Origin of the sequence: Echinicola marina (assembly GCF_020463795.1) — a bacterium.
Taxonomy (GTDB): Bacteria; Bacteroidota; Bacteroidia; order Cytophagales; family Cyclobacteriaceae; genus Echinicola; species Echinicola marina.
The window spans coordinates 1,971,932-1,995,753 of sequence record NZ_CP080025.1; the positions used below are offsets into that span (position 1 = coordinate 1,971,932).

Below are 23,822 nucleotides of genomic sequence, written 5' to 3' on the forward strand. Positions count from 1 at the left end.
GTGTGTTTTTGTTGGTTAATTTTGAGAAAAATCAAAATAATAACCTGAAAGATGAGTGGTATGGAAATCAAAATGCAAACCAAGTCTCAGAATACCGCGGATCAATTTAACTTTGACCAATTCCAGTTTGGCGTAAAAGCTACCGACCATATTTTGGTGGCCAGGTACCGTGAAGGCGAGTGGCAATCAGCCGCCATTCAGCCCTTTGAGCATTTAAGCATTTCACCCTTGGCCATGTGCCTGCATTATGGGCAGACGGTTTTTGAGGGGCTCAAAGCCTATAAGCAGGTCAATGGGGAGCTCAGCATTTTCAGGTTGGACAGGCATTATGAAAGGATGAACGAATCCCTTCAACGTATGGCCATGCCCAATGTCCCAGAAGAACTTTTTAAAGATGGAATCATCAAGTTGGTGGAGTTAGAAAAGGAGTGGATCAGTGACAGAGAAGGGTATTCGCTTTATATCCGTCCATTTATGATCGCTACAGAGGAGCGTTTGGGTGTGAGTATTTCCAAGGAGTACCTTTTTATGGTGGTATGTACTCCGATGGCAGCCTATTATGCCAAGCCACTCAAGGTAAAAGTAGAGCGACAATACACCCGTGCCGCAAAAGGGGGTGTTGGTGCAGCCAAAAATGGGGGTAATTATGGAGCGGCTTACTATCCAGCCAACTTAGCCCAGCAGGAAGGCTTTGATCAGGTGATATGGACCGATGCCGAAACGCATAACTATGTAGAGGAATCCGGGACCATGAACTTGATGTTTATTGTGGATGGGGTTTTGCTTACTCCACCAACAGGTGAGACCATTCTGTCTGGAGTGACCAGGGATTCTTTGATCCAGATAGCCAAGGATTTTGGCTGGCAAGTGGAGGTGCGCCCCATCAGTTTGGATGAAATAAAGCAAGCATTTGATATTGGTAAGAAAGTAGAGGCTTTTGGTGTGGGGACAGCTGCTGTGGTAGCTCCCTTTGAATTGATCCAGTTGGATAAAGTGAATTATCAGCCTTATGTAGGAGATGATGCTCAGATGTATCAGTTGAAGCAAAAACTTACTGCGATCAGGTCTGGTGCCGAAGAGGATACTTATGGATGGAGTTTTAAGCCCATAACCAACTGTTATAGCGATGCGGGTAAAATGAGCTAAAATTGCTAAATTAATTGTGGTAGGGAAAGCTATTGCTCAGTATTAAAAAAGATAGGATCCAATTTTAACCCGAAATATGCATTAGCTTATCTATTACGGACTGAAAATGCTTTAAAATCAGTCGCTTTGCTGCTGTTTTCGACTCTACCTGGCGGTAGACAGGTTCACCATAGCAGTGCTATGCCTCAGTCTCCAAACAGCCTGATTTTCTTGCATTTTCAGCCCTCACTACGATTGCTAATGCATAACCCGGGTTTAAGTATTGGGCAGATTGGAGGAATTGCTACACTTGATTTTTGCTAAGCCTTTTTAGCTTATGGAAGAAATACTGATCATTGACATCGATAATTTCCAACTTACCCAGCAGGAGTTTTTTATCAGGCTGTTGGTGGCTACGGGTATTGGTCTGTTGATAGGTTTGGAGCGGGAGCATGCTTCGGTGCCCATAAAAGAAGAGATTTTCGCAGGGGTAAGGACTTTTGTTTTTGTGGTTCTTTTTGGGTTTTTTACGGCATTTCTAAGTTTCTTTTTTACACCATGGTTGGTGGTGGCAGGCTTGGTTTCTGTGATGGTTTTCGGCGTCCTGTCCTATTGGGTTAAATTGAAAAGGGGGGATTTTGGGGGGACGACGACTTTTGTCATGTTGATGGCGTATTTGTTGGGGAGTGTTAGTTTTCTTGGGTTTGTGGAGGCAAGTCTAGCTGTAACGGTTGTTGTATTGTTGGTTTTGTCGTTGAAAGATCCTCTACACAGTTTTATCCAGCAGATCACACAAAATGAGTTGTTCGCCTTGGTAAAGTTTGTGGTGATATCCTTGCTGATATTACCATTTTTGCCCAATCAGACCATGGGGCCCTATGATGTTTTCAATCCTCGTGAGCTGGGATGGATCATTATCCTAACCTCGGGGGTTGGCTTTGTGGGCTATATTTTGATGAAATTTCTAGGCAGTAAGAGGGGGATTTTGCTTACGGGGATTTTCGGAGGCTTGGTATCCAGTACAGTAGTTGCTTGGGTATTTGCAGAGAAAAGCAAGGAAGTCGCTGGCCTTTCCAAAAACTGCGCGGTAGCCATTATTTCTGCCTCAACAATTATGGTTATTCGCGTATTTGTTTGGGTCATTATTTTTAATCAGGAATTGCTAGTGAATTTAGTATTGCCTTTGTCCCTGGTGTTTTTGATGGGCTTGGGAATAGCCTATTATTTCTTTAAGCAACCTTCTCCAAAATCCGATGTGAAAACCGATTTGCCTTTGGGGGAGCCACTTAATCTGAAGAAAGCTTTCTTTTTTGGGCTATTATATACCGGAATACTCTTTTTGGTCAGTTATGCCAATAGTCAATTGGGTACAAAGGGGATTTATGTTTCCAGCGCGATTGCGGCTTTGACGGACATTGATGCAATCACCATTTCCGTATCCAAATTGGCTGGGGATTCTTTTTCAATCCTCACCGCCCAAAATGTCATTTTGCTGGCTACCCTTTGCAATACAGTGGTGAAGTTGGGGATATCATTGACTATGGGAAGTAAAGAATTACGAAAATATATACTTTGGGGCTTTGGACTGATATTTTTGACAGGCCTTGCTGGTTTTTTAATCATTAATGCTTAGGGGATTATTTTCCAATATATGTATCTATTTACTTTTAAATATATAGAAAAGTTAATCCATAAAGAACCCTTCCTCGATAAAACCAGTCAGAATCTTAATGTCCCTTAACTTTTTAATGGTTTAAAAAACTAAAAACCATGAAGACATGAAGGTGTGAAGACCATGAAGCTTTCGTCTCTTCCAAAATCGACTCCATCCCTTAATGGAACTTTACTCCTTAATGGTTAAAATAGTAAAACCATGAAGGCATTTAGACCATGAAGTACCCTTATCCCAAAAAACCTAAACCTAGTCCTTAATGTCCCTTAACTTCTTCATGGTTCAAAAAATAATAAAACCATGAAGACATGGAGGAGTGAAGACCATGAAGCTTTTTTCTCTTCCAAAATCGACTCCATCCCTTAATGCCCCTTAACTCCTTAATGGTTAAAATAGTAAAACCATGAAGGCATTTAGACCATGAAGTACCCTTATCCCAAAAAACTAAACCTAGTCCTTAATGTCCCTTAACTTCTTCATGGTTCAAAAAACTAAAAACCATGAAGACATGAAGGAATTAAGGATGTGAAGTACAAAATGCAATCAAACCTTTATTGACAAGGAATGACAAAAAAAAGCCAGAGGCGAAACCCCTGGCTTTTCAAACCTAATTAAACCCAACTTATTTTATATAATCCTTCAATTCACATTCTTCTAAGCCTTTAATGCCTTTGATGACAGCTTTGGCATTGTATTCTGCTCCTTCGAGGATGGTATGCGTATGATCAGAATCATTAAAGAAATGTTCCTTTACATATTGCTCGCCTAGGTCATCATATCCATCGGAGATGATTTTATTTAAATCGATAAAATAGGCTTCCCGGGCTGATGCGGCTTGTTTGGCCCATAGTCCATAGCTATTATCGGCGCGGTTTATCTTTCCCTCTTTCCAGCTGTTTCTAGGGATCAGTGAGCAGACGATAGGGGTCGCTCCTGCCGCTTTGGTTTCCGTAATGATCTTTTTAAGGTACTGCCCATAAGAAAATACGGTTTCATATTGTTTGGTGATGGGATTGTAAATTTCCTCAGCTTCGGTGCCTGCGCTTCTGATGGTCCCCCTGGCTCGGTGGCTGTCATCTAATGGGCTGCTGTCATTATGGCCAAACTGCATGATGACATAATCACCCGGTTCCAATTTTTCTCGTACCTTTTCCCAAAGTCCATAGGTCTGGAAAGTCCGGCTACTGGTGCCTCCTAGGGCATGGTTTTGGACTTTAATTTGATCCTGGTCAAAGTATTGTGCCATATAGTCTCCCCAGCCCCAAAGGCCGCCGGCACCATCGCCCTGGCCATTTTTGACCGTGCTGTCCCCAATTAGGAAAAGGGTTGGTTTATCTTTTTTAAGGTAGGATTTTAGATTGCAATCCTCCAGTCCCTTTAATCCTTGGACTACTGACCAAGCATTGATCCTTGCTCCAGCCTCATTGGTATGGGTATGGTCCCTTTCAAAAAGGGCCTTGACCACATTGGGTCCCCATTGGTCATACTGGTCTGCTACAATACTGTTCAGGTCTATAAAGGCTGCTCCTGTCTTTCTGGCAATTTCCTTGGCCCATTTGCCATAATCTTGATGAGCCCTTTCTACTTCGCCATCTTGGAATTTGTTCCTAGGGATCATAGAACATATGATTGGAGTGGCTCCTTTGGCTTTGGCTTCAGTTACAAATTTTTTCAGGTACCATCCATAGGTATGAACGGTTTCTACCGTACCGTCAGGCCAAGTGAGGTTGACCGTTTCGTCCCCAGTGCCACGCAGCACCCCTCGATAGCCTGCACGTGTGGTGTCCGGCTTACTGCCCTCATTATGGCCGAACTGCATCATCACAAAATCTCCTGGCTTAAGGTCATCTAAAACCCGCTGCCAACGGCCTTCCTTTACAAAGGTCCTGGTACTTCTGCCAGCCATGGCCTGATTGCTCACCTCTAGTCTAGTGCTGTCAAAGAAGTCATCAATGAAGGTTCCCCAGCCCCATTGTCCTGGCCCACCATCTCCTCGGCTATTACGTACTGTGCTATCACCAATAATATACAGGCTGGCTTTTTCTTCTTTTTGAATAAGCGCTGTCATGGTCAGTAAGAAGACTGGAAAGAGTAGAATAAGATAGTGTTTTCTGTTTTTTAACATCATTAAATAGATCTGAAATATGTTTTACTGTTGCTTTATTCATTACTGAATAAGTAGGCGCAATAAAAGATTAAATCTAATTATCCTGACCAAGAAAGCTGTGCTGTAGTATATGGCTTTTAATTCCAAGCCCTACAGTACAGCATAGTAAATTCTTCTGAAAAACTAATTTTATGTTTTTAATTCGATAATTTACTAAACGGAAAATTTATTGCTGATTATATGAAAATCCAAAATACCCTTTTTAAAGCTGGATTATTGGGGATGATAAGTTTGGTGCTTGCCTGTTCTCCTCAAGGTCCGAAGGAAGAAGTGAAAACTGAAGAAAAAATTACGGATACCAATACTCCTTTGCACCTTTTACAGCCGGATTATCCTGTGCCTTATGGTTTTCCTAAGGAATCAGAGGTCAAAGTCGTCATAGACCGTGTAAGGGACTATCTTGCAAGTACTACACCAGCAGAAATTCTAAGCGGCAAGGATGGTGAAGTCATTACGGATTTTACTAAAGTGGATGAGGAATCTGTTTTAAAGCAGGGTGATTTTAGGTTATTGAGTTATGAATGGGGAGTGACCTATTCTGCCATGCTTTTGGCCGGAGAGGTGACTGGAGATGAAGCTTATACCAACTATACCAAAGAGCGTGTGAAGTTTATTGCTGATCTGTATCCACATTTCCAAAAAGTACCGGGCAAGGAGCATGCTTTGCATTCTGTGCTTTATCCAGGGGCATTGGATGATGCGGGGGCGCTTTGTGCGGCCTTTATCAAAACTGACCGAAGTGGAGTAGATGCCAATGTGCGGCCTGTGATTGAAAATTTCATGGATTATATCATGAACAAGCAGTTTAGGTTAGAGGATGGTACCTTGGCCAGAAATCGACCATTAAAAAACACCCTATGGCTGGATGATATGTACATGAGCTTACCCGCTATTATTCAAATGGGTAAATACACGGGAGAGCAAAAGTACTTTGACGAGGCCGTAAGACAGATAAAGCTTTTCTCCGAGCGCATGTTCAATGAGGAAAAAGGTCTTTATATGCATGGCTGGGTGCAGGGGATGGATGTACATCCTCAGTTCCATTGGGGCAGGGCCAATGGCTGGGCCATTTTGACCAAGGTTGAAGTATTGGATGCCTTGCCTGAAGATCATCCGGGAAGGCCTATGGTCATGGATTTATTGAAAAAGCATATCAGAGGATTGGCCAAGTTACAGTCTGGTTCAGGATTTTGGCATCAGCTTTTGGATCAAAATGATTCTTATCTGGAGACTTCTGCAACCGCCATTTATACCTATTGTATTGCCAAGGCGATCAATGAGGGGTGGATTGATGATCAAGCCCATGCACCTATGACCTTATTAGCTTGGAATGCAGTCAGTACTAAAGTCAATGATCAAGGTCAAGTGGAGGGAACTTGTGTCGGTACTGGAATGGGATTCGACCCTGCTTTCTATTATCACCGTCCGATCAATCCTTATGCAGCCCATGGTTACGGGCCGGTTATCGCGGCAGGTGCAGAGGTAATCAGAATGCTTCAAATGCATGATTTTGAAATCAATGATAGTTCGGTGCAGCTATTGGATTCATCTTCAAAAGACTAAGATTAGATTTGGAAACCACAAAGGCTGATTCATCAATAAGCCTTTGTGGTTTTAGTTTATATCATACTTAATTTTTCTAACTCAATTCTACATTGATTTTTTATTGTTCAAGATTGAAGAAAGATTTTTAAAGACAAAAAATGCAATTATAACTAATTAGTTAAAGCTTTTGTTTAGGCTTTATATGTGATTTATTATTTGGTTGAATTAAGTTTTTGCATTTGTTTTTACTTATAATTTTTGTCGTTGTAAATTATTTTTGTTCTTTTACTAATCTCCATTATTATTTTGATACACCATAGATAGCTTTTGCTTCTTAGGGTAAAGTGTTAAAAAAATGGAGGACTGATGATAACCCTATGCTAAGTTCCCTGACCAATAAAGAGCTATTATTCCGTATATCAGCTAATGCTGACAAGCGAGCTTTTGGCGAACTATTTAAGAGGTACCATTCCAAACTGATTTCTTTTGCACTTTGCTATATGCCTAATTTTGAGGAGGCAGAAGATGTTGTTTCAGATGTTTTTGTAAAACTTTTAAAGAAGCGTGATTCATTAAGTGATATAGAGAATTTTGAGGGATATATTTATTTTTCCGTAAAAAACCAGTGCCTAAATCAGGTCAAAAGAAACCAAAGAAAAAATCAGCTTTTTTCTATAATTGATTTTGATGATATCAAGACGGGGGAGTATGTACAGCCTTTGGATGAAATGTTGACCAAGGAGCTCAGAAATATCATCACAGGAATAGTGGAGAGCTTGCCCCATAAGAGAAGGTTGGTTTTTAAAATGATCAAAGATGAGGGATTGAAAATTAGTGAAGTGGCCAAGCTGCTGGATATTGCTGAAAAAACGGTGAAAAAACATCTGGAATTGGCCGTTAAGGATTTAAGACTGGGCATCAGTGATTACCTTTCCTCCAAAGACGATTCCACTAAAATTGTCCCACTTCAAAGAAATGTCCAAATGATCTGGCTTGCAATTTTTATGGCTGAAGTCGGGATTGTAGACGGTATTTGATTTTTTTAAAAAAAACTTCTGTTTCCATTACGCCTTTTGATTTTTAGAATTGTCTTTATTATGTGAGCAATGAAGAAAACCATATAGACAAGCTGTTAGCAGACTGGCTTGCTGGCAATGCCAAAGAAAAGGATAAGGAAGCCATCAAGCAATGGGCCGCTGAAAGTGAGGAGAATTTGGCCTTGCTGGAAAATTTGAAAGATGTTTGGTCAGAGAAAAGTCCTGAGCCCATTCTAGTAAATGCTGAAGAAAAGATCCATGAAATGTGGGAGGCTGGAATGCAGGAGACAGAAAGTAATAAGACTCTATGGAAAGCCGTATGGCGATATGCTGCTGCCATTTTGTTGTTGATCAGTGTATCTGGTAGCCTTTATTTTTATATGGAGTCTTCTGATCCTGAACCTACAGTAGTTGCTCATTCCAATTATGTGATCAGAGAAAATCCATCAGGGCAAAAAACCAAACTTTTTCTCCCTGATGGATCCGTAGCCTATTTAAACAGCTCCTCCAGAATAAAATTTATACAAGGCTTTTCAGGTAATGAGCGGAGGATACTCTTATCAGGGGAGGCCTATTTTGAAGTCGCTAAAAATAAAGAAAAGCCCTTTGTGGTAGAAAGTCAAGGATTGGAAACGGTGGCCTTGGGGACGGCTTTTAATGTGAATGCTTATCCTGGGCAGGATGAATTGAGCGTGTCCTTGGTCGAAGGAAAAGTAGAGATCCGTCAATTAGGCAACCAGGGGGATCGTTTGATACTCAGTCCAGGAAGGGAGGCCAGTTTGATACAGTCTACCAATGAAGTACTTGAAAGGTCTTTTGATCCGATGGCCATTATTGGTTGGAAAGATGGCAAGCTTGTCTTTAGCAATGCGGCCTTTGATCAGGTGAAAATAAAGCTGGAAAGGTGGTTTGGGGTGAAAATTGAGGTGCGGGGAGATATTCCTCAAGACTGGCATGTAAGTACTATTTACGAAGGACAAAACTTGAAAAATATATTAACTGATTTACAATATGCTAAAAATTTTGCCTATGAGATAAAAGGAGACAACATTACCATAAGATTTTAAAAAAAGAAGAATCAGTAGGATGTGACCCCACTGATTCTAAACCGGTTTAACCAAAGGTTTGGTCGCTTATTGGATAAACCTATCAAAATACTAGTCAGTACTTTAATAACCCAAAATTATGAAAAATAAACCTATACTGCTAATTCTGAAAATGACCAAATATACCTTATACGGTTTTTTGTTTCAGATGCTAATATTAAATGTGGTCTTGGCCCATAAAATTGAAGCCCAAAAAATCGACGAAGTTTATGTGAGTGTTTCCTTTGAGAACGAAAAGCTCGCCAAGGTGCTCCAAGAAATCGAAACTCAATCTGAGTTCCATTTCACGGTTCATGAAGGAGAGTCCTACTTGAAGAAAAAGGTTGCACTTTCTTCACCAAGAATATCCATTGAAGATGCTTTAAAGGATATCAGTCGACAAACTGGATTGTCCTTTCAACAGGTGAATAATAATATATCCATTAGGCCTTCCCGTTCAGAAGACCTTCCATTATCAAGTGGAAGTGTTTTTTTTAAGGAAATCACAGGAACTGTCCTTGACGAAATTGGAGAGCCCATTCCGGGAGCTACCGTTCAGGTAGAAGGTACCACTAAGGGGACTGTGACGGATATTGATGGGAAATATAGTATTGATGTAGATCAGGGAGCTGTTTTGATATTCAGCTTTATAGGGTATGAAAAGCAGGTGGTAGAGGTAGCAGCCCAAACGAGGATTAATATATCGATGGCCTTGGATACGAGGTCTTTGGAAGAAGTGGTAGTCATCGGATATGGAAAAGCCCGAAAAAAAGATCTGACAGGAGGTTTGTCCGTAGTAGACAAGGAGAAGTTGAACATGGTTTCAAGTAATAATCTTATGGACCGGCTAACCGGGCAGGTAGCTGGCTTAAATATTACCACTTCCAATGCCGCTCCAGGACAGGATCAGAGTATCCTTATTCGTGGACAAAACTCCCTTTCTGCCAATAATGACCCCCTTATAGTTCTTGACGGAATTCCTTACAGCGGATCCTTGGCTGATCTTGATCCTAATATTATTGATAATCTTTCTGTATTGAAAGATGCTTCGGCGGTGGCCATATATGGGGCCCGTGGCTCCAATGGAGTTATTCTTATCCAGACCAAAAGAGGTTTTGAAGATAAGCCCCAGGTCACCTACAGAGGTCAGTTTGGCATGGCTGAACCAATGCAGCGGATAAACGTCATGGGGCCAAACGAATTCATACGACTAAAGCAGGATATAGGTCGACTCAGGAATGGATATACAGGGGATCAGCTCGACCCAATTGCAGGAGATATCATCAGTATCAGTGAACGGGAAAACTATGCCAAAGGTATCACGCACAACTGGCAGGATTATATATTTCAGAGGGGATATATTATGGACAATCAGGTGAGTGTTTCAGGAGGGACGGCTAATACAAAGTACCTGGCGGCGATTTCTAACCTAGACCAAGAGGGAGTAGTATATAATTCCAAACTCAAGCGTACCAATATCTCTGCCAATATAGACCAGGTATTTAATAAGTGGCTTACTATTGGAGTAGGAAGCCAGTTCATTCAAAAGGAGACTGGGGGAGTCACCCCCAACATTGAGCATGCGATCAAGCAAAGCCCTTATGGGAAGTATAAGGATGAGTCGGGCTATTACATTACTGAGCCAATGGAGTATTCCCTGATTACCAACCCTATGATTAACGTCAACGCAGATCAAGATGTGACCAGTCGAAACTTTTTTCTTAGTGCTTATGCCAATGTTTTATTGCCTGTTAAAGGATTATCTTTCCGGACTAATTACGGATACAACTATCGTAGCGGTTTTTCCGGAATATATTATGGCCGCGATACTTTTACTGGGAGGGAGCAGGCAGGATTGATAGGAGGAAGGGCCAGTATTTCCAATAACCATTACACAGATTATACCTGGGAGAATTTACTCCGATATGAATTTAAAACCGATCGCCACAGCTTAGATGCAACGGGGCTATTCAGTATGCAGGAGACCATGAGTACCCGCTCTTCCCAAAGTGGAGAAGGCTTTGTGACTGACGATTCCGGTTATCATATCATGAATACCGCAGAACGCAATCAAACTATCTCATCAGGACTTTCTGAGACTTCTCTGCTATCCTATATGCTCCGCCTTAATTACGGTTATTTAGGCAAATACATGGCTACAGTTACAGCTCGTACAGATGGTTCCTCTGTATTCGGAGAGAACAATAAATACGCTTTTTTCCCTTCAGCGGCCCTGGCTTGGCAAATTGGAGATGAAAGTTTTATAAAAGACAATACCAATTGGATAGATATGTTAAAGCTGAGAATGTCCTATGGTGCTAATGGTAACCAAGCGATTACTGCTTATAGAACGTTGGATCGACTTTATTCCAATGTGAAATATATCTGGGGTGATGGAGGTACACCGGTGAATACTGCTTATTTGGCGGGTGACGGTATAGGAAACCCCAATCTGAAATGGGAAACTACTTATACAGCCAATATTGGCTTGGATTTTCAACTTTTCAATTACCGATTGGAAGGTACTCTTGAGATGTATATGTCCAATACCCACGACCTACTGATGATACGAACCGTACCCATTATGAACGGCTATAGCAGAATATGGGATAACATAGGACAGACCAGAAATAAAGGTATTGAAATAGCTTTCAATTCGGTAAATGTCAATGATGAGGATTTTAGTTGGACTACTGATCTGAACTTTTCTTTAAACCGGGATAAGATTGTTGAGCTTAGAGGGGACAATATGGATGATATTGGAAACAACTGGTTCATAGGAAAACCTCTGAGAGTGTATTATGACTACAATATGGTAGGACTTTGGCAGCAAGGAGATGAATATTTGTATACTGACACAGAAGAAAATCAAAGGGAAATCCAGACAGGGGCAACTCCAGGATCAGCCAAGTTGGAAGATGTGAATGGTGACGGGTATATCAATTCGGAAGATCGAAAGGTCATAGGTTCCAGAATGCCTGACTTTAGAATGTCTATGGGGAATAGATTCAATTACAAAAATTTTTATGCTTCATTTCTGTTGAATGGGGTATTTGGGGTGTGGAGAGATGACAATATGGCCAATATTGGTTCTTGGACATTCGGTATTACGAATTACGTACATGGTGCTAACTATTGGACTCCCGAAAACCCTGATGCCGATATTGTTTCGCCTGGTTATGTCAATACTTTTGGGCACGGATTTTACAAAAAGGTTTCCTACGTGCAGCTTAAGAATATAACCTTTGGCTATTCAATGGATTCAGAAATAGCCAAGAGGTTAGGGCTAAGCGCTATTGATGTCAACGTCAGTGTAAACAATGCCCATACCTTCTCTAATATTAGGCAGGTACTAAATTACGACAACAGCTGGATGGCCTCCTATCCCACGGCAAGGTCTTATATGCTGGCTTTAAACCTAACTTTCTAAACCAAAACAGAATATGAAATTACATACATATATAAAGTCAGTATTTGTATTTCTATTGGCAATTACGATAAGTTCATGTGAGGGTTTCTTGGAAGAAGACTTTAAATCAGAGCTATCTCCAACCAATACTTTTACCAGTACATATGGATTTGAAGTGGGGATTAGTGGACTCTATGCACTTACTCGTTCTGAGTATAACACATATGGCGAAGGGGGAGGATATATTCACAACGGTGCCTGCCCATATGAGGCCTTACAAGTGGCGACTGATATTGCTGACTTGGGGCACGGGGATGCCTCCCTTACTGCATTTGCCAATCTTACCCTTACTTCGGAAGAGAGGTTTGTGGGTACCTACTGGAACTGGGCATACAGCCTGATATCCTCATCCAATGAAATCTTGCTTTTTTCGGAAAAGAATACTGATTGGGACCAGCCTACTGATAAGGAGCTTTTCCAGGCCGAGGCTCGTTTTTTCCGTGCGTATGCTTACAGGACACTGGTTTACCTTTATGGAGATGTGCCTTATGTAGAGACCATCTTATATGATTTTCAGCTCAATTTCACTCGGACTCCCAAGGAAGAAGTATTGGGACATATTATAGACGATCTGAAATTTGCGGCGGAACGACTTCCTTCTAATCCCGATAGTGAAGGCTTTAAGCCCGGTAGACTTACCAAATGGGCTGCCTATCACCTTCTCAGCGAAATGTATCTATTGCAGGGAGAATACACATTGGCAGAGGAGGCAGCACTTGAAGTAATTAACAGTGGGTATTTTGAGCTGATGAAAACGCGCTTTGGAGTTAAAATGAATGAGCCCGGTGATCCGTTCAGTGATCTGTTTGTTGAAAACAATCAAAATAGGAATAGTGGTAATAGAGAAAGCATCTGGGTGTTGCAATTTGAATTCAATAACATAGGAGGAGGTACCAATTCTGACGATTGGACTAGAAGAGCCTGGAATCCCAAGTATCAGAACGTAACAGGATTCGTCCTAGCCGATACATTGGGTGGCCGAGGCTTAGCTCAGATCGTCCCTATGAAATGGTGGGTAGGGACAAAAGGTACCAATGCCACAGGGGATTTAGCAGGAATTTTCGATGAAAAGGATATCCGAAACTCTAACTACAATATTAAGCGAGACTGGTTTTATAATAATGCCAATGAGCCCTCTTTATTTGGAAAGAAAGCCAATATAACTGACCAGACATGGTCATCGACCAATACGCTGTTTCCTGCCTTGACCAAATTTTTCTACGGCCGGGAGGAAAATTTAAGTCTCACGGGAAGTTATAAAGACCGCATGAAATTCCGTCTGGCTGAAACGTACCTGTTGCTTGCCGAGGCTTATCTTGGACAGGGCGACCCATCTAAAGCAGCCGAAGCGGTTAATGTGGTTCGTCAGCGGTCAGGGGCCTCCACCGTGGATGCGGGTGTAATGACAATGGATTTTCTGCTAGATGAGCGTATCCGGGAATTGGTAGGAGAGGAAAGCCGCCGTTTCACTTTGGTGCGGACCCAAAAGCTTGTAGAGCGTGTAAAAAGCCATAATAGTGCTTTAAAAAACAAAATTCAGGACTACCATAAATTGTGGCCAATTCCTCAGGGAATTATCAATGCTAACCGGGATGTTGAATTTCCTCAGAATCCTGGGTACGGCAATTAGTAACAATTTCTAAAATAACATGCAATGAGTTCATGGAAGAATAAAGTCCAGACAAGGTGAAATGAGCTTGGAGTAGCAGATGGAATAAATGATCAGCTCCTCACTTCTTGCAAGTTTAAATGGCTTGAAGACTTGAAGCCCCAAAAGGGGAATAATAGAGGCTATGACCAATGGATTGATTTTCTAATGTTCAGTTGTTTATAAAATGCTATACAGATGAAAAAAACACAGTTTCTTTATAAAATATTGACGTTTTTGGTGCTAACCATTTGGGTGAGTTCCTGTAATCAGGATATTAGTGATATTGAAAAAGTAGAGGAGAAATTGGAGGTGTGGGCTTCTTCTACCGATATCGTACTTGAAGAAAGTAATCTTACAAGTGATATCTTGACATTTGAATGGGCAGAGGCAAGATCACTGTCACAGGACGATTACATGATTTCCTATACTACTAAACTTGACCTTGTAGGTAATAATTTCGGTTCTTCTACGGCCATTTTAAATTTTGAGGAAGAGGGAGTGTTTAGTAGAAGTTTTACCTCAGAGCAGATACAAAACTGGGCAAATGAGAAATGGAACCTGCCCGTAAATGAAACATTTACTTTAGAGTTCAGGGTGATTGCGCAATGGGAGGGCGGGCCAACCTTTGAGGCTCCAGAGGTTCGTACAGTGTCAGTGAACGTGCAGCCCATCAAAACGGTGGTATTTGATGCTGATAAGGTGTTTCTGGATGGAAGTGCATTGACCAGTATTGCTAAGGTAGAGATGGGGAAGACTTTAGAAAACCTCAATCAGTATGCCTACCTTCTGGATCTGGAGGCTGGAGAGCTGCAAATTCCTGTAGAATTTAACGGTGAAACAAACTATATCTGTCCTGCAGACGGAGATGGGACTTTGCTTGATGGAGAAGCTGTAGAGGTGAAGATGCGTGAAAATCCAGTCTCGTGGAAAATCGAAACACCAGGTGAATATAGAATTGTTGTTAATATGCAAAAAGCAACCGTAACAATGTATTCCCCTGAAAAAGCGCTTAAACCATTAAGTGTGAACTGGAACACTGATGCAGGTGTAGCAATGACGACAGAAATTACGGATTTATGGTTACATGGTGCTATCAACGGTTGGGGAACCCCCATAAAATGTAATGCTACAGTAAGCTTGGCGGATCCTCAGGTGCTTATATATACAGGAGCTAAGACAGGGAAAACCAAATTCACCGTATATGGAGGGGCCGATAATAACAAAAACCTTGCTTACGCATTCAGTTGTGAACCTAAGTCCGATAACGAGGGCCAGGAACTTTCACTGACATTAGGAGAAGTAGCATACCTGTCGGGAGGCTCTTCAAGAGGGCAGCGCAATTCCTACTACACCATTCCTACTGGGGCTAACATCGTCATACTTGACCTGAGAAATAAAACTGTATTAGCAGAAAAGCGCTAGTATGAGATGAAATATCTTTAAAATATTACCGTGTCATTGTGAAGGTGGATAGAGGCCGAGGAAAGGGGATGCGGTAATATTTTTACTGAATTTTTAATACGATAATCAAAAGCCCAAAACGGGCAATGTAAAAACAAAGACCATGACTTATTGAATAATGTCTATAGGTTTATGGTCATAAAATTTTAATCCAAATGAAAATATCGAATCATAATTCAATTATCAAAAACCTATTTATGATGTTGGTTTGTTTTCAGTTATTTGCTTGTTCCACATTAGCCGGTGGTGACGATGTGGAAGAAGGTAAGGGAGACAACACTTTGGTAAAACCCAAATACAATAAAAATTCCGTTTTGCGTAATCCATTGAATGGCTGGGTAATGTATGCTGGACGAACCGCTGATGAATCTTATTGGGATACCGAATATTACGTTTCGGATTTAGGAAAGAAGGTGAAAGCAATCGATTATGCTTCTGCTTGTTATATTCGAACCAGCTGGGCATCATTGAATCCTAGCGATGGGGTTTATGCTTGGGATGATCCTAATTCCAAGATAGGTAAATTAATTAAAGGGGCGGAGGAGAGAGGTCTTCCAATAGCGTTTCGGATTGTGGTGGATGGGCGTGACCAAGGGATGAATACTCCACAGTTTGTGTTCGATAAAGGAGCCAAATATTACCTTGAGAACAGTAAGTTCCCTACACGTATTACACCTATTCCTCAAGATCCTATTTTTCAGCAATACTACACTAAATTCATAGAAGCACTGGGTGAAGAGTTTAATGATGCCGACCGAACCGCTTTTATCGATGCTTATGGTTTGGGGAAATGGGGAGAGGCACATAATGTTATTTATGAAGATCCTGAAACCGCTACAGATGAAAGGACGGAACAGGTTAAAGATGAGGTATTTGAGTGGGTGACTGACCTGTATGTCCGTTGCTTTTCCGAAGTTCCACTGGTGATCAACTACCATCGCTTGATTGGCCATCCTGAAAGCTGGGGCGCGCCTAATGAAAATAGCGACAGGTTACTGGTCAATGCGATCAACAAGGGATATAGCCTTCGGCAAGATGCATTCGGAATGACCGATTACTATGCAGGTTGGGAAAAACAGTTTGCCAAATCATGGAATAACAAGTGTCCGATCATCATGGAAGGAGGCTGGATTACTACCGGGACTCACCGATATTGGACTGACCCAAGCGGGAAATACAGGGAGGGTCATCCGGAAGATGTCCGTCAAGGGGAGTTTGATGTCTCGGCAGAAGCTCATGTGAATATGATGGATTTCCGGGTGGGAGAAACACAATCATGGTTTGAAAACAGTTTTTCCTTGGTTCAGCGTTTTGTCTCAGAAGGTGGATACCGCCTTTATCCCGACCAATTATATTTGCCTGAAAAAATCAACAGTGGCGCAGAGACGGTTATAACCCATCGCTGGAGGAATATGGGCTGGGGATATTGTCCCAATAACCTTCCTCAATGGAACTATAAGTATAAGGTCGCCTTTGCACTATTGGATGCCAATGACAATGTAAAAAAGGTGCTTGTAGATGGGGATAGTGATCCTTCCGAATGGCATAAAGATGATCCAATATCATATGATTTTAAAGTAAGCGTAGACTTGCCTGCTGGGAACTATACTTGGGCAGTAGCCATTGTAGATACTTCAAAAAGCAACCAGCCAGGGTTAGAACTGGCCGTAAATGAAGATCTAAGCAGTGAAGGATGGGTGAAATTAATCAATCTGGAGGTAGAGTAAATATTATTGCTGAATGAAAGTATTAAAAGTTTTAGGCGCAATTGCTTTCAGTATGTTGACCATGCTAACCCAGGCTCAGGAAATCAAACCAGCTGAAGTTAAGGCAATCATGCGAAAAGTGGCTGATTGGCAGATGGCGCATTTCCAGGATTTGTTTAGCGGCCATAAGGAACCACATCACCCTTTGGATTGGACTAATGGGGCGATGTACACTGGTATGCTTAAATGGGCTACAATGGCTGGTGATGATAAGTATTACAGTTGGCTTAGGGAAATAGGAAAAGACCATAATTGGAAATTGTATAATAGAAGGTATCATGCTGATGACCATACGGTAGGCCAGTTATATGTAGAATTGTACCGAAAGTATGGAGATGAGGAGATGCTGTCACCTACTAAAGAGCAATTCGATTATATTCTTTACCATCCTTCTAAAACCTCATTGCATTGGATGTCTCCATATCACCATGATCGTTGGAATTGGTGTGATGCGCTGTTTATGTCACCTCCAGTTTGGGCCAAATTATACAATGTTACAGGAGAGGAGAAGTACCTTGACTTTATGCTGTCTGAATTTAAGGCAACAACGGATTTTTTGTTTGACAAAAAAGAGAGCCTATATTATCGGGATGAGAGTTACATGGGGAAACTCGATAATGGTACAAAAATATTCTGGTCGAGAGGTAATGGATGGGTATTTGCCGGTTTGGTCAATATTATGAATGAGCTAAACCCTAGGAGCAAAGAGTACAAATACTTTTTGGGTATCTACAAGAAGATGGCTTCCAAATTGATTGAAATTCAAACTCAAGAAGGTCATTGGGCTATGAGTTTGTTAGGAGATGAATTTTACCCAACACCAGAAACAAGTGGTTCTTCATTTTATGTCTATGGGCTTGCTTGGGGTATAAATAATGGGGTTCTTGATAAATCAACTTATGGTTTGGCTGTGCGTAAGGGATGGAAAGCTATGGTTGGTCATGTGACCGATGAAGGGATGTTGGGCTATGTCCAGCCAATTGGAGCAGCACCAGGTAAGGCATGGCCAGATAAGACCGAGGTCTATGGAAGCGGAGCCTTTTTAAGTGCGGGTTCTGAGGTATATAAGCTTTATGGTGGTGAATGAATTTAAAGCTTAAAAACCTAATGCCATAATAGCAAAGAGCCCTATTTGAGGAAAGTCGCTATTATGGCATTTTTCTATCACTTCAGTTTTTTTGATATACTCAATGATGGCATGTTTTTAAATTCCCATGATTAAGACAATTGGCCCTTAATTTGGGAAGGGTGAAAATGGAATAATATTCTCATTATTAAGCTTCTTCTAAATCTAAGCAATTATTGTTCAGTATAATCACTTTTCAACTGCTCCTAAATTTCAAGCAAAAATTAGCACAAAATCTGATTATTGAGTTTGATTTTGGTTTGGAATAAAAGTAAACACTAACTTGAAATGAGCTTAGTGTTTACTTTTATATTTTTGTACCCTATTTCAAACCTAAATTATACCTAAGATAATGAACAAAGTGTTGATTACCAGTGTGCTGTGTGTGGGGTTGCTCATGAACACTGTTATGGCAGTGGCCCAAGGTCAATCTAACAAGAAAAAGAACAGCTCTCTTTATTTACAAAATAGAATACCCCTGACAGAAAAACCATATCTGGAATTGCCTTTAGGTAATATTCAGCCAAAAGGCTGGATCAAAGACCAACTTTTGAGGATGAAAACAGGGCTTACGGGCAATTTGGATGAAATCTATCCAGAGGTGATGGGAGCTAGAAATGGATGGCTGGGAGGCGATGGAGATGGTTGGGAAAGGGGACCTTATTGGATTGATGGTCTTTTACCCTTGGCGTATATCTTGGATGATAAGGAGTTAAAAGCAAAAGTGCAGCCATGGATAGAATGGACTTTGGCAAACCAGCAAGCAAATGGCTATTTAGGACCAATTCCATTTGATGCTGACCCCGCCTATGAACCAGGTCTCCAGCGTGGGATGCGGAAAGATTGGTGGCCAAAAATGGTGATGCTAAAGATTATGCAGCAATATTATAATGCTACGAATGATCCTCGGATCATTGCTGCATTAACCAAGTATTTCAAATATCAATTGGAAGAACTTCCAAACAGCCCTTTGGATAAATGGACTTTCTGGGCAAATAGGCGAGGTGGTGATAATTTGCAAGTGGTCTATTGGTTGTATAATATCACTGGAGACAAGTTTTTATTGGATCTGGGAGAATTACTTACTGAGCAGACGTTTCCTTGGTCACAGGTTTTCCTCAATGAAGAGAACCATCAGGATCCCAAATCTCCTTGGTATTTCTATCAGATGAAGCGGTATCCATTTGATCAGGAAGAAATAGCATCATTGACAGTGTCTAAAATTGGAGGAATTCATACCGTGAATTTGGCCCAGGGCTTAAAGCAACCCATTATTCAGTACCAATATGATAAGGATGCCAATCACCTTAAAGCCCTTAAGGAAGCCATGGCCGACCTGAAAAAGTACCATGGGCAACCGCAGGGAATGTATGGTGGGGATGAGCCTTTGCATGGGAATAAACCTACTCAGGGAATCGAGTTTTGTTCGATTTCTGAGGGGATGTTTTCCCTGGAGTCCATCTTGCAAATTACAGGGGACATGCATTATGCCGACCAATTGGAGAAGATCGCTTATAATGCCTTGCCTACCCAAGCTTCGGATGATTTTATGAACCGTCAGTATTTTCAAGCGGCCAACCAAATTAAGTTAACCGATCAGTTACAAACTTCCTTTGAAACCAATCATCATAGAGGGACAGATTTTGTTTTTGGTATTCTATCAGGCTATCCTTGCTGCACTTCCAATATGCATCAGGCCTGGCCAAAGTTTGTCCAAAATCTCTGGTATGCCACCCATGATGGAGGGGTAGCAGCACTGTTATATGCCCCCAGTGAGGTAGAGCTGAAAGTGGCTGATGATGTGGATTTAAGGATTATTGAGGAGACAGGCTATCCATTCAGGGATCAGGTTCATTTTACCATGGGCTTGGGCCAAACAGCTTCTTTTCCGTTCCATTTAAGAATACCTGATTGGACCGAGGAAGCTGTGATAACAATAAATGGGGAAGTGTGGGCAGGAGAAGTTCATCAGCAAGTAGCGATTATTGATCGTACTTGGAAAAATGGGGATAAAGTTACTTTGACTTTGCCTATGCAGCTGAAACACTCACAGTGGTATTCCTTCAGTGCAGCCATAGAAAGAGGCCCCTTGGTATATGCTCTCAAAATAAAGGAAAAGCAGGTGGCCAAAGACCGCAATGATGGGTATGGGGAGTTTTATGAATATATACCTGCCGAGGAATGGAAGTATGGTTTACTGGGCAGTGATTTAGCTGATCTTGATAAATTTGTGGAAGTAAGCGAAAATGAATGGAATGGCGAATATCCATGGAATCTTGAAAACAGCCCTATAAGTCTTAAGATGCGTGGTGTAAGAGCTGTAGATTGGACGCTTGAAAACGATGCACCTAACCTGCCAGGTTTTTGGAGCAAGAGCGTGGGGGAAGAGGATATTGTTGATGAGATCACTTTGGTACCCTATGGTTGCACGACTTTGAGAATTACCGAATTCCCTGTTTATGCAAAGTGATTTTTTCACAGCTAAATCTACTGTCTGAATATTTGATCTGTGTTGCAGGATTTTATCTCCCCTTTCTTTTTTCAAATCAGGAAAGGGGAGATTTATTTTCAGATGATCACTTTGGTTTTTTCAGGAACCGTTTGCAGCATTAGGTGGTCATGAGTGTATGGTCCTTTAGGCTGGGCATAGGCTAGACTATATTACCCTAGATTCTCTTTGAAAAAACTAATCGTCCTTTCCCAAGCCAGTTTGGCGGCAGCTTCGTCATAGCGGGGTGTGGTGTCGTTATGAAAGCCGTGGTTGGCACCTGGATAAACATAGGCTTTATACGATTTATTGTTTGCTTTTAAAGCTTGCTCATAATCAGGCCACCCTACATTTACCCTTTGGTCCAGTTCTCCATAGTGGAGGAGTAAGGGGGCATTGATCTGATCGACCATTTCAAGAGGTGGTTGACTGCCGTAAAAGGGCACTGCAGCCTTTAACGCTGGTACTTTTACGGCCATCATATTTGAAATCCATCCCCCAAAGCAAAAGCCCACCACACCCACGAAACCAGAACATTCCTCATGGTTTTTTAGGTACTCAAAGGCCGCAATAAAATCTTCAAGCATCTCATTCCTGTCTCTTTTCCGTTGCATTTCCCTGCCTTCATCGTCATTGCCAGGATAGCCTCCCAATGGACTTAGGGCATCCGGTGCAATGGAGATGAAACCAGCTTTGGCCGCTCTTCTGCCCACATCTGCAATATAGGGGTTGAGCCCACGGTTCTCGTGAACTACCACAATTCCCGGTAGTTTGACTTTGGTATCTGCTGGTCTGGAAAGTTGGGCTTTTATTTCTCCCCCACCCTTTGGCGAGGAATAGCTGATTGTTTCAGTATTGAGGCTTTTGTCCTGTAAGGGCACTTGGATATTGTCTGCATAGTTGGGCATTAAAAAGCTGGTCAAAGCGCTCAGACTGAGTCCACCCACAGCATAGGCAGAGAGCTTTTCCATAAATTCCCGGCGATCCAGTTTATTGTGGGCATAGGCATCGTATAGGTCAAAAACTTCCTGTTTGATATCTTTTCTGCTTAGTTTTTTCATGTTTAAATGGTCTTATGGTTGTGCAGACATAAGTTAAAGAAATACTAACAGAATAAACCGTGGTTCAGTTATTTTATTCGTTTGCATAGGTATATCCACTTATAGTGAATTAACTAGTTTTTTTTCTGCTGCTACCCATACTTTATAGCCCTTTTCATTGAGGTGGGTGCCATCATTGGTAAGTTCACTTTTCATCAATCCATTCTGATCGACAAAAAAGGAATGAAGATCAATCACCTGATAATATTCTTTTGCCTCATTTTCTTTTATAATGCTGTTTACCAGATTGATGCTGGCTTTTAAATCGGGCTTGGCATTGGGCAGTACGGTTTGGATATAGATCTTGGTTTTTGGTGAGCCTTTGTGAATTTGCTGGGCAATTTTGATAATATTATTGCCTATATATTCAGGAGAAGGGATTTTGGTATGGTAGACGATATTGGACCTGGATTCATCTTTCTGGTGGTAATTGGACAAATCATTGATGCCAATCAGCAAAAATACTGCTTTGGGCCTATAATGGATGATTTCCTCCAGCCTTGCCAGCACACCATCAGTAACATCACCGGAAATTCCACGGTTTTTGATAGGTGCCAGACCAAACTTTTCGCTCCAGTTTTTTCCTTGTTCGGTAATACTATTGCCGATAAAGACAATGTTCCCAAAATCAAGGGGATTTTCTTTGAAATTTTGGATTCGAGCTTGGTAATGACCTACGGTCCATTCATTATGATAAGGGGTGACTATTCCTTCTGTAGGGTATAGCTTTTGAATATCTACGGTCTTCTTGGAAGTGCCACAACTTCCCAATAGACAAATCAAGCAAATGAGCAGTTTTGATTTTATAAAAAGGATAATACTGTTTTTCATGCCATGTATTGTTAATGACTAATATTAAAATAGAAAAGATAGGGATTTAAGTTGAGAAGGCCTTCCCAAGCATACAAATTGCAAGTTATTAGAAAAAGCGATTAGTGGCTTTTGCAATGCAAAAAGATTGGTTGAGATTTTTGGTTTAAGCAGTTTTTTCAAGGAGGAATTCAAAGAACACCTCTTTTTGATTACCATTTTGGGGGGTGGCAAGGCCAGATTATCGGCCGTTTATCAAAAAATAAGGAAAGCTTAAAAAGCCAGGGATTGGGCTTTTGGTCTAAATGTGTATTTTTATTGCTGCTATTTAATTTGTGAAAGAGCCCCATTGATCCAGGGTTTTTGTTTTTGGATCGGTTATATAAAATATAAGTAAGAAGATGAAAAGGATTTTCGCAGGTCTTTTAGGAGCCTGCTTGGCCATGGCCTGTACCAGTGCTAAAGATACCTCCAGTTTTTTGGTTTGTGGAGATAGCAAGGTCTTATATGTGGACTATGAGCAATCTACGGATGACCATGCAGCAATCATTTGGACTTGGGATGCTCATCAAGCTGTGGATCTTCCTGAGGTATACCGAGAAAAGCGTTTCAATACAATGGATGACTGCAAGATCATTTCGGATGGGAAACAGTTAGTCGTTTCAGCTTCTTCAGGAGGGGTGGCCTTATTGGATGTCAAGGAACGGAATGTATTATTTTACGCGACCGTTCCCAACGCCCACTCTGTGGAATTATTACCGGGTGACCGCCTAGTAGCGGCGGCTTCTACCAGTAAAACAGGTAATAAGATTATGCTTTTTGACATAAATGAAAACGAAAAAGTCATATTTGAAGATAGCCTTTATTCTGCTCACGGTGTAGTTTGGCATCCCGAAAGGAAAACCTTATTTGCCTTAGGTTATGATGTGCTGAGGGAATATAGCATGCCCAATCCAAATCAGTTGGAATTAGAGAGGGAGTGGAAGATACCGGGAGAAGGAGGACATGACCTTCAGCTTTCTGAGGATAGAACAGGTTTTTATATGACGGAGCATACCGGAGCTTGGTTTTTTGATTTGACCAGCCAGGAGTTTGGGGAAATAGAAGGATTTCCAGCAGCGGAAAATATCAAAAGTTTGGGAGAGCACCATTCTGGGCAGCTGATTTATACCGTGCCCGAAAAGAGCTGGTGGACTCACCATGTGCTTTTCCATCAACCGGAGAAAAAAGTGCCCTTTCCGGATATGAAAGTCTACAAAGCCAGATGGTTTGAATAATTTATCTCATCGTATAACCAGTTCTAAATTTTAGGGCTGGTTT

Annotated in this window: 15 protein-coding genes; 12 read left to right on the top strand and 3 right to left on the bottom strand. The window is 41.4% G+C overall.

Translation table 11 applies throughout. The annotated features are described in order from the left end of the window. Nucleotides 1-51: 51 nt before the first annotated feature. Nucleotides 52-1,146 (top strand): branched-chain amino acid aminotransferase, encoded by a 1,095-nt coding sequence (locus KZP23_RS08310; RefSeq protein ID WP_226335739.1) that lies wholly within the window; start codon nucleotides 52-54, stop codon nucleotides 1,144-1,146. 316 nt (nucleotides 1,147-1,462) lie between these two features. Further along, a complete protein-coding gene (locus KZP23_RS08315) occupies nucleotides 1,463-2,758 on the top strand; it encodes an MgtC/SapB family protein (RefSeq protein WP_226335741.1) in 1,296 nt (431 codons plus the stop codon). A 661-nt stretch (nucleotides 2,759-3,419) separates the two neighbouring features. On the opposite strand, the gene KZP23_RS08320 is transcribed toward KZP23_RS08315, so the two are convergent. Beyond that, nucleotides 3,420-4,865 (bottom strand): rhamnogalacturonan acetylesterase, encoded by a 1,446-nt coding sequence (locus KZP23_RS08320; protein ID WP_226335743.1) that lies wholly within the window; start codon nucleotides 4,863-4,865, stop codon nucleotides 3,420-3,422. A gap of 279 nt (nucleotides 4,866-5,144) precedes the next feature. Here KZP23_RS08320 and KZP23_RS08325 point away from each other — a divergent pair, with 279 nt between their 5' ends. The 9 genes from KZP23_RS08325 (at nucleotide 5,145) to KZP23_RS08365 (ending at nucleotide 20,574) form a co-directional block, all read left to right on the top strand. Then, a complete protein-coding gene (locus KZP23_RS08325; RefSeq protein WP_226335744.1) occupies nucleotides 5,145-6,527 on the top strand; it encodes a glycoside hydrolase family 88/105 protein in 1,383 nt (460 codons plus the stop codon). Between the two features lie 359 nt (nucleotides 6,528-6,886). Further along, entirely contained in the window at nucleotides 6,887-7,546 is a 660-nt protein-coding gene (locus tag KZP23_RS08330) for an RNA polymerase sigma-70 factor (RefSeq protein WP_226335746.1), read from the top strand. Between the two features lie 62 nt (nucleotides 7,547-7,608). Continuing rightward, a complete protein-coding gene (locus KZP23_RS08335; protein ID WP_226335748.1) occupies nucleotides 7,609-8,613 on the top strand; it encodes a FecR family protein in 1,005 nt (334 codons plus the stop codon). A 118-nt stretch (nucleotides 8,614-8,731) separates the two neighbouring features. Further along, nucleotides 8,732-12,061 (top strand): TonB-dependent receptor, encoded by a 3,330-nt coding sequence (locus KZP23_RS08340; RefSeq protein ID WP_226335749.1) that lies wholly within the window; start codon nucleotides 8,732-8,734, stop codon nucleotides 12,059-12,061. A 13-nt stretch (nucleotides 12,062-12,074) separates the two neighbouring features. Continuing rightward, nucleotides 12,075-13,730, top strand: coding sequence for a RagB/SusD family nutrient uptake outer membrane protein (locus tag KZP23_RS08345; RefSeq protein WP_226335750.1), 1,656 nt, complete (start codon nucleotides 12,075-12,077; stop codon nucleotides 13,728-13,730). A 216-nt stretch (nucleotides 13,731-13,946) separates the two neighbouring features. After that, nucleotides 13,947-15,173 (top strand): SusE domain-containing protein, encoded by a 1,227-nt coding sequence (locus tag KZP23_RS08350; protein ID WP_226335751.1) that lies wholly within the window; start codon nucleotides 13,947-13,949, stop codon nucleotides 15,171-15,173. A gap of 194 nt (nucleotides 15,174-15,367) precedes the next feature. After that, entirely contained in the window at nucleotides 15,368-16,939 is a 1,572-nt protein-coding gene (locus KZP23_RS08355; protein ID WP_226335752.1) for a DUF4832 domain-containing protein, read from the top strand. Nucleotides 16,940-16,952: 13 nt separating this feature from the next. Then, on the top strand, nucleotides 16,953-18,065 hold the full coding sequence (locus KZP23_RS08360; protein ID WP_226335753.1) for a glycoside hydrolase family 88/105 protein: 1,113 nt from the start codon (nucleotides 16,953-16,955) through the stop codon (nucleotides 18,063-18,065). A 391-nt stretch (nucleotides 18,066-18,456) separates the two neighbouring features. Then, the gene (locus KZP23_RS08365; protein ID WP_226335755.1) at nucleotides 18,457-20,574 is read left to right on the top strand and encodes a beta-L-arabinofuranosidase domain-containing protein; all 2,118 of its coding nucleotides are present in this window, start codon (nucleotides 18,457-18,459) and stop codon (nucleotides 20,572-20,574) included. A 191-nt stretch (nucleotides 20,575-20,765) separates the two neighbouring features. Here the strand turns inward: KZP23_RS08365 and KZP23_RS08370 are convergent, their stop codons facing one another. Both KZP23_RS08370 and KZP23_RS08375 read right to left on the bottom strand, forming a co-directional pair. After that, the gene (locus tag KZP23_RS08370; RefSeq protein WP_226335756.1) at nucleotides 20,766-21,653 is read right to left on the bottom strand and encodes a dienelactone hydrolase family protein; all 888 of its coding nucleotides are present in this window, start codon (nucleotides 21,651-21,653) and stop codon (nucleotides 20,766-20,768) included. A 99-nt stretch (nucleotides 21,654-21,752) separates the two neighbouring features. Continuing rightward, the gene (locus KZP23_RS08375) at nucleotides 21,753-22,523 is read right to left on the bottom strand and encodes a GDSL-type esterase/lipase family protein (RefSeq protein WP_226335757.1); all 771 of its coding nucleotides are present in this window, start codon (nucleotides 22,521-22,523) and stop codon (nucleotides 21,753-21,755) included. A gap of 380 nt (nucleotides 22,524-22,903) precedes the next feature. Here KZP23_RS08375 and KZP23_RS08380 point away from each other — a divergent pair, with 380 nt between their 5' ends. Continuing rightward, a complete protein-coding gene (locus tag KZP23_RS08380) occupies nucleotides 22,904-23,779 on the top strand; it encodes a DUF6528 family protein (protein ID WP_226335758.1) in 876 nt (291 codons plus the stop codon). The last annotated feature ends 43 nt before the right edge of the window (nucleotides 23,780-23,822 follow it).

Excerpts from the sequence above, each read along its gene's own strand:
- KZP23_RS08320 (WP_226335743.1), bottom strand. The coding sequence starts at position 4,865 with ATGACAGCGCTTATTCAAAAAGAAGAAAAAGCCAGCCTGTATATTATT.
- KZP23_RS08310 (WP_226335739.1), top strand. The coding sequence starts at position 52 with ATGAGTGGTATGGAAATCAAAATGCAAACCAAGTCTCAGAATACCGCG.
- KZP23_RS08350 (WP_226335751.1), top strand. The coding sequence starts at position 13,947 with ATGAAAAAAACACAGTTTCTTTATAAAATATTGACGTTTTTGGTGCTA.
- KZP23_RS08315 (WP_226335741.1), top strand. The coding sequence starts at position 1,463 with ATGGAAGAAATACTGATCATTGACATCGATAATTTCCAACTTACCCAG.
- KZP23_RS08380 (WP_226335758.1), top strand. The coding sequence starts at position 22,904 with ATGAAAAGGATTTTCGCAGGTCTTTTAGGAGCCTGCTTGGCCATGGCC.
- KZP23_RS08340 (WP_226335749.1), top strand. The coding sequence starts at position 8,732 with ATGAAAAATAAACCTATACTGCTAATTCTGAAAATGACCAAATATACC.
- KZP23_RS08330 (WP_226335746.1), top strand. The coding sequence starts at position 6,887 with ATGCTAAGTTCCCTGACCAATAAAGAGCTATTATTCCGTATATCAGCT.
- KZP23_RS08355 (WP_226335752.1), top strand. The coding sequence starts at position 15,368 with ATGAAAATATCGAATCATAATTCAATTATCAAAAACCTATTTATGATG.
- KZP23_RS08370 (WP_226335756.1), bottom strand. The coding sequence starts at position 21,653 with ATGAAAAAACTAAGCAGAAAAGATATCAAACAGGAAGTTTTTGACCTA.
- KZP23_RS08360 (WP_226335753.1), top strand. The coding sequence starts at position 16,953 with ATGAAAGTATTAAAAGTTTTAGGCGCAATTGCTTTCAGTATGTTGACC.
- KZP23_RS08345 (WP_226335750.1), top strand. The coding sequence starts at position 12,075 with ATGAAATTACATACATATATAAAGTCAGTATTTGTATTTCTATTGGCA.
- KZP23_RS08365 (WP_226335755.1), top strand. The coding sequence starts at position 18,457 with ATGAACAAAGTGTTGATTACCAGTGTGCTGTGTGTGGGGTTGCTCATG.
- KZP23_RS08375 (WP_226335757.1), bottom strand. The coding sequence starts at position 22,523 with ATGAAAAACAGTATTATCCTTTTTATAAAATCAAAACTGCTCATTTGC.
- KZP23_RS08325 (WP_226335744.1), top strand. The coding sequence starts at position 5,145 with ATGAAAATCCAAAATACCCTTTTTAAAGCTGGATTATTGGGGATGATA.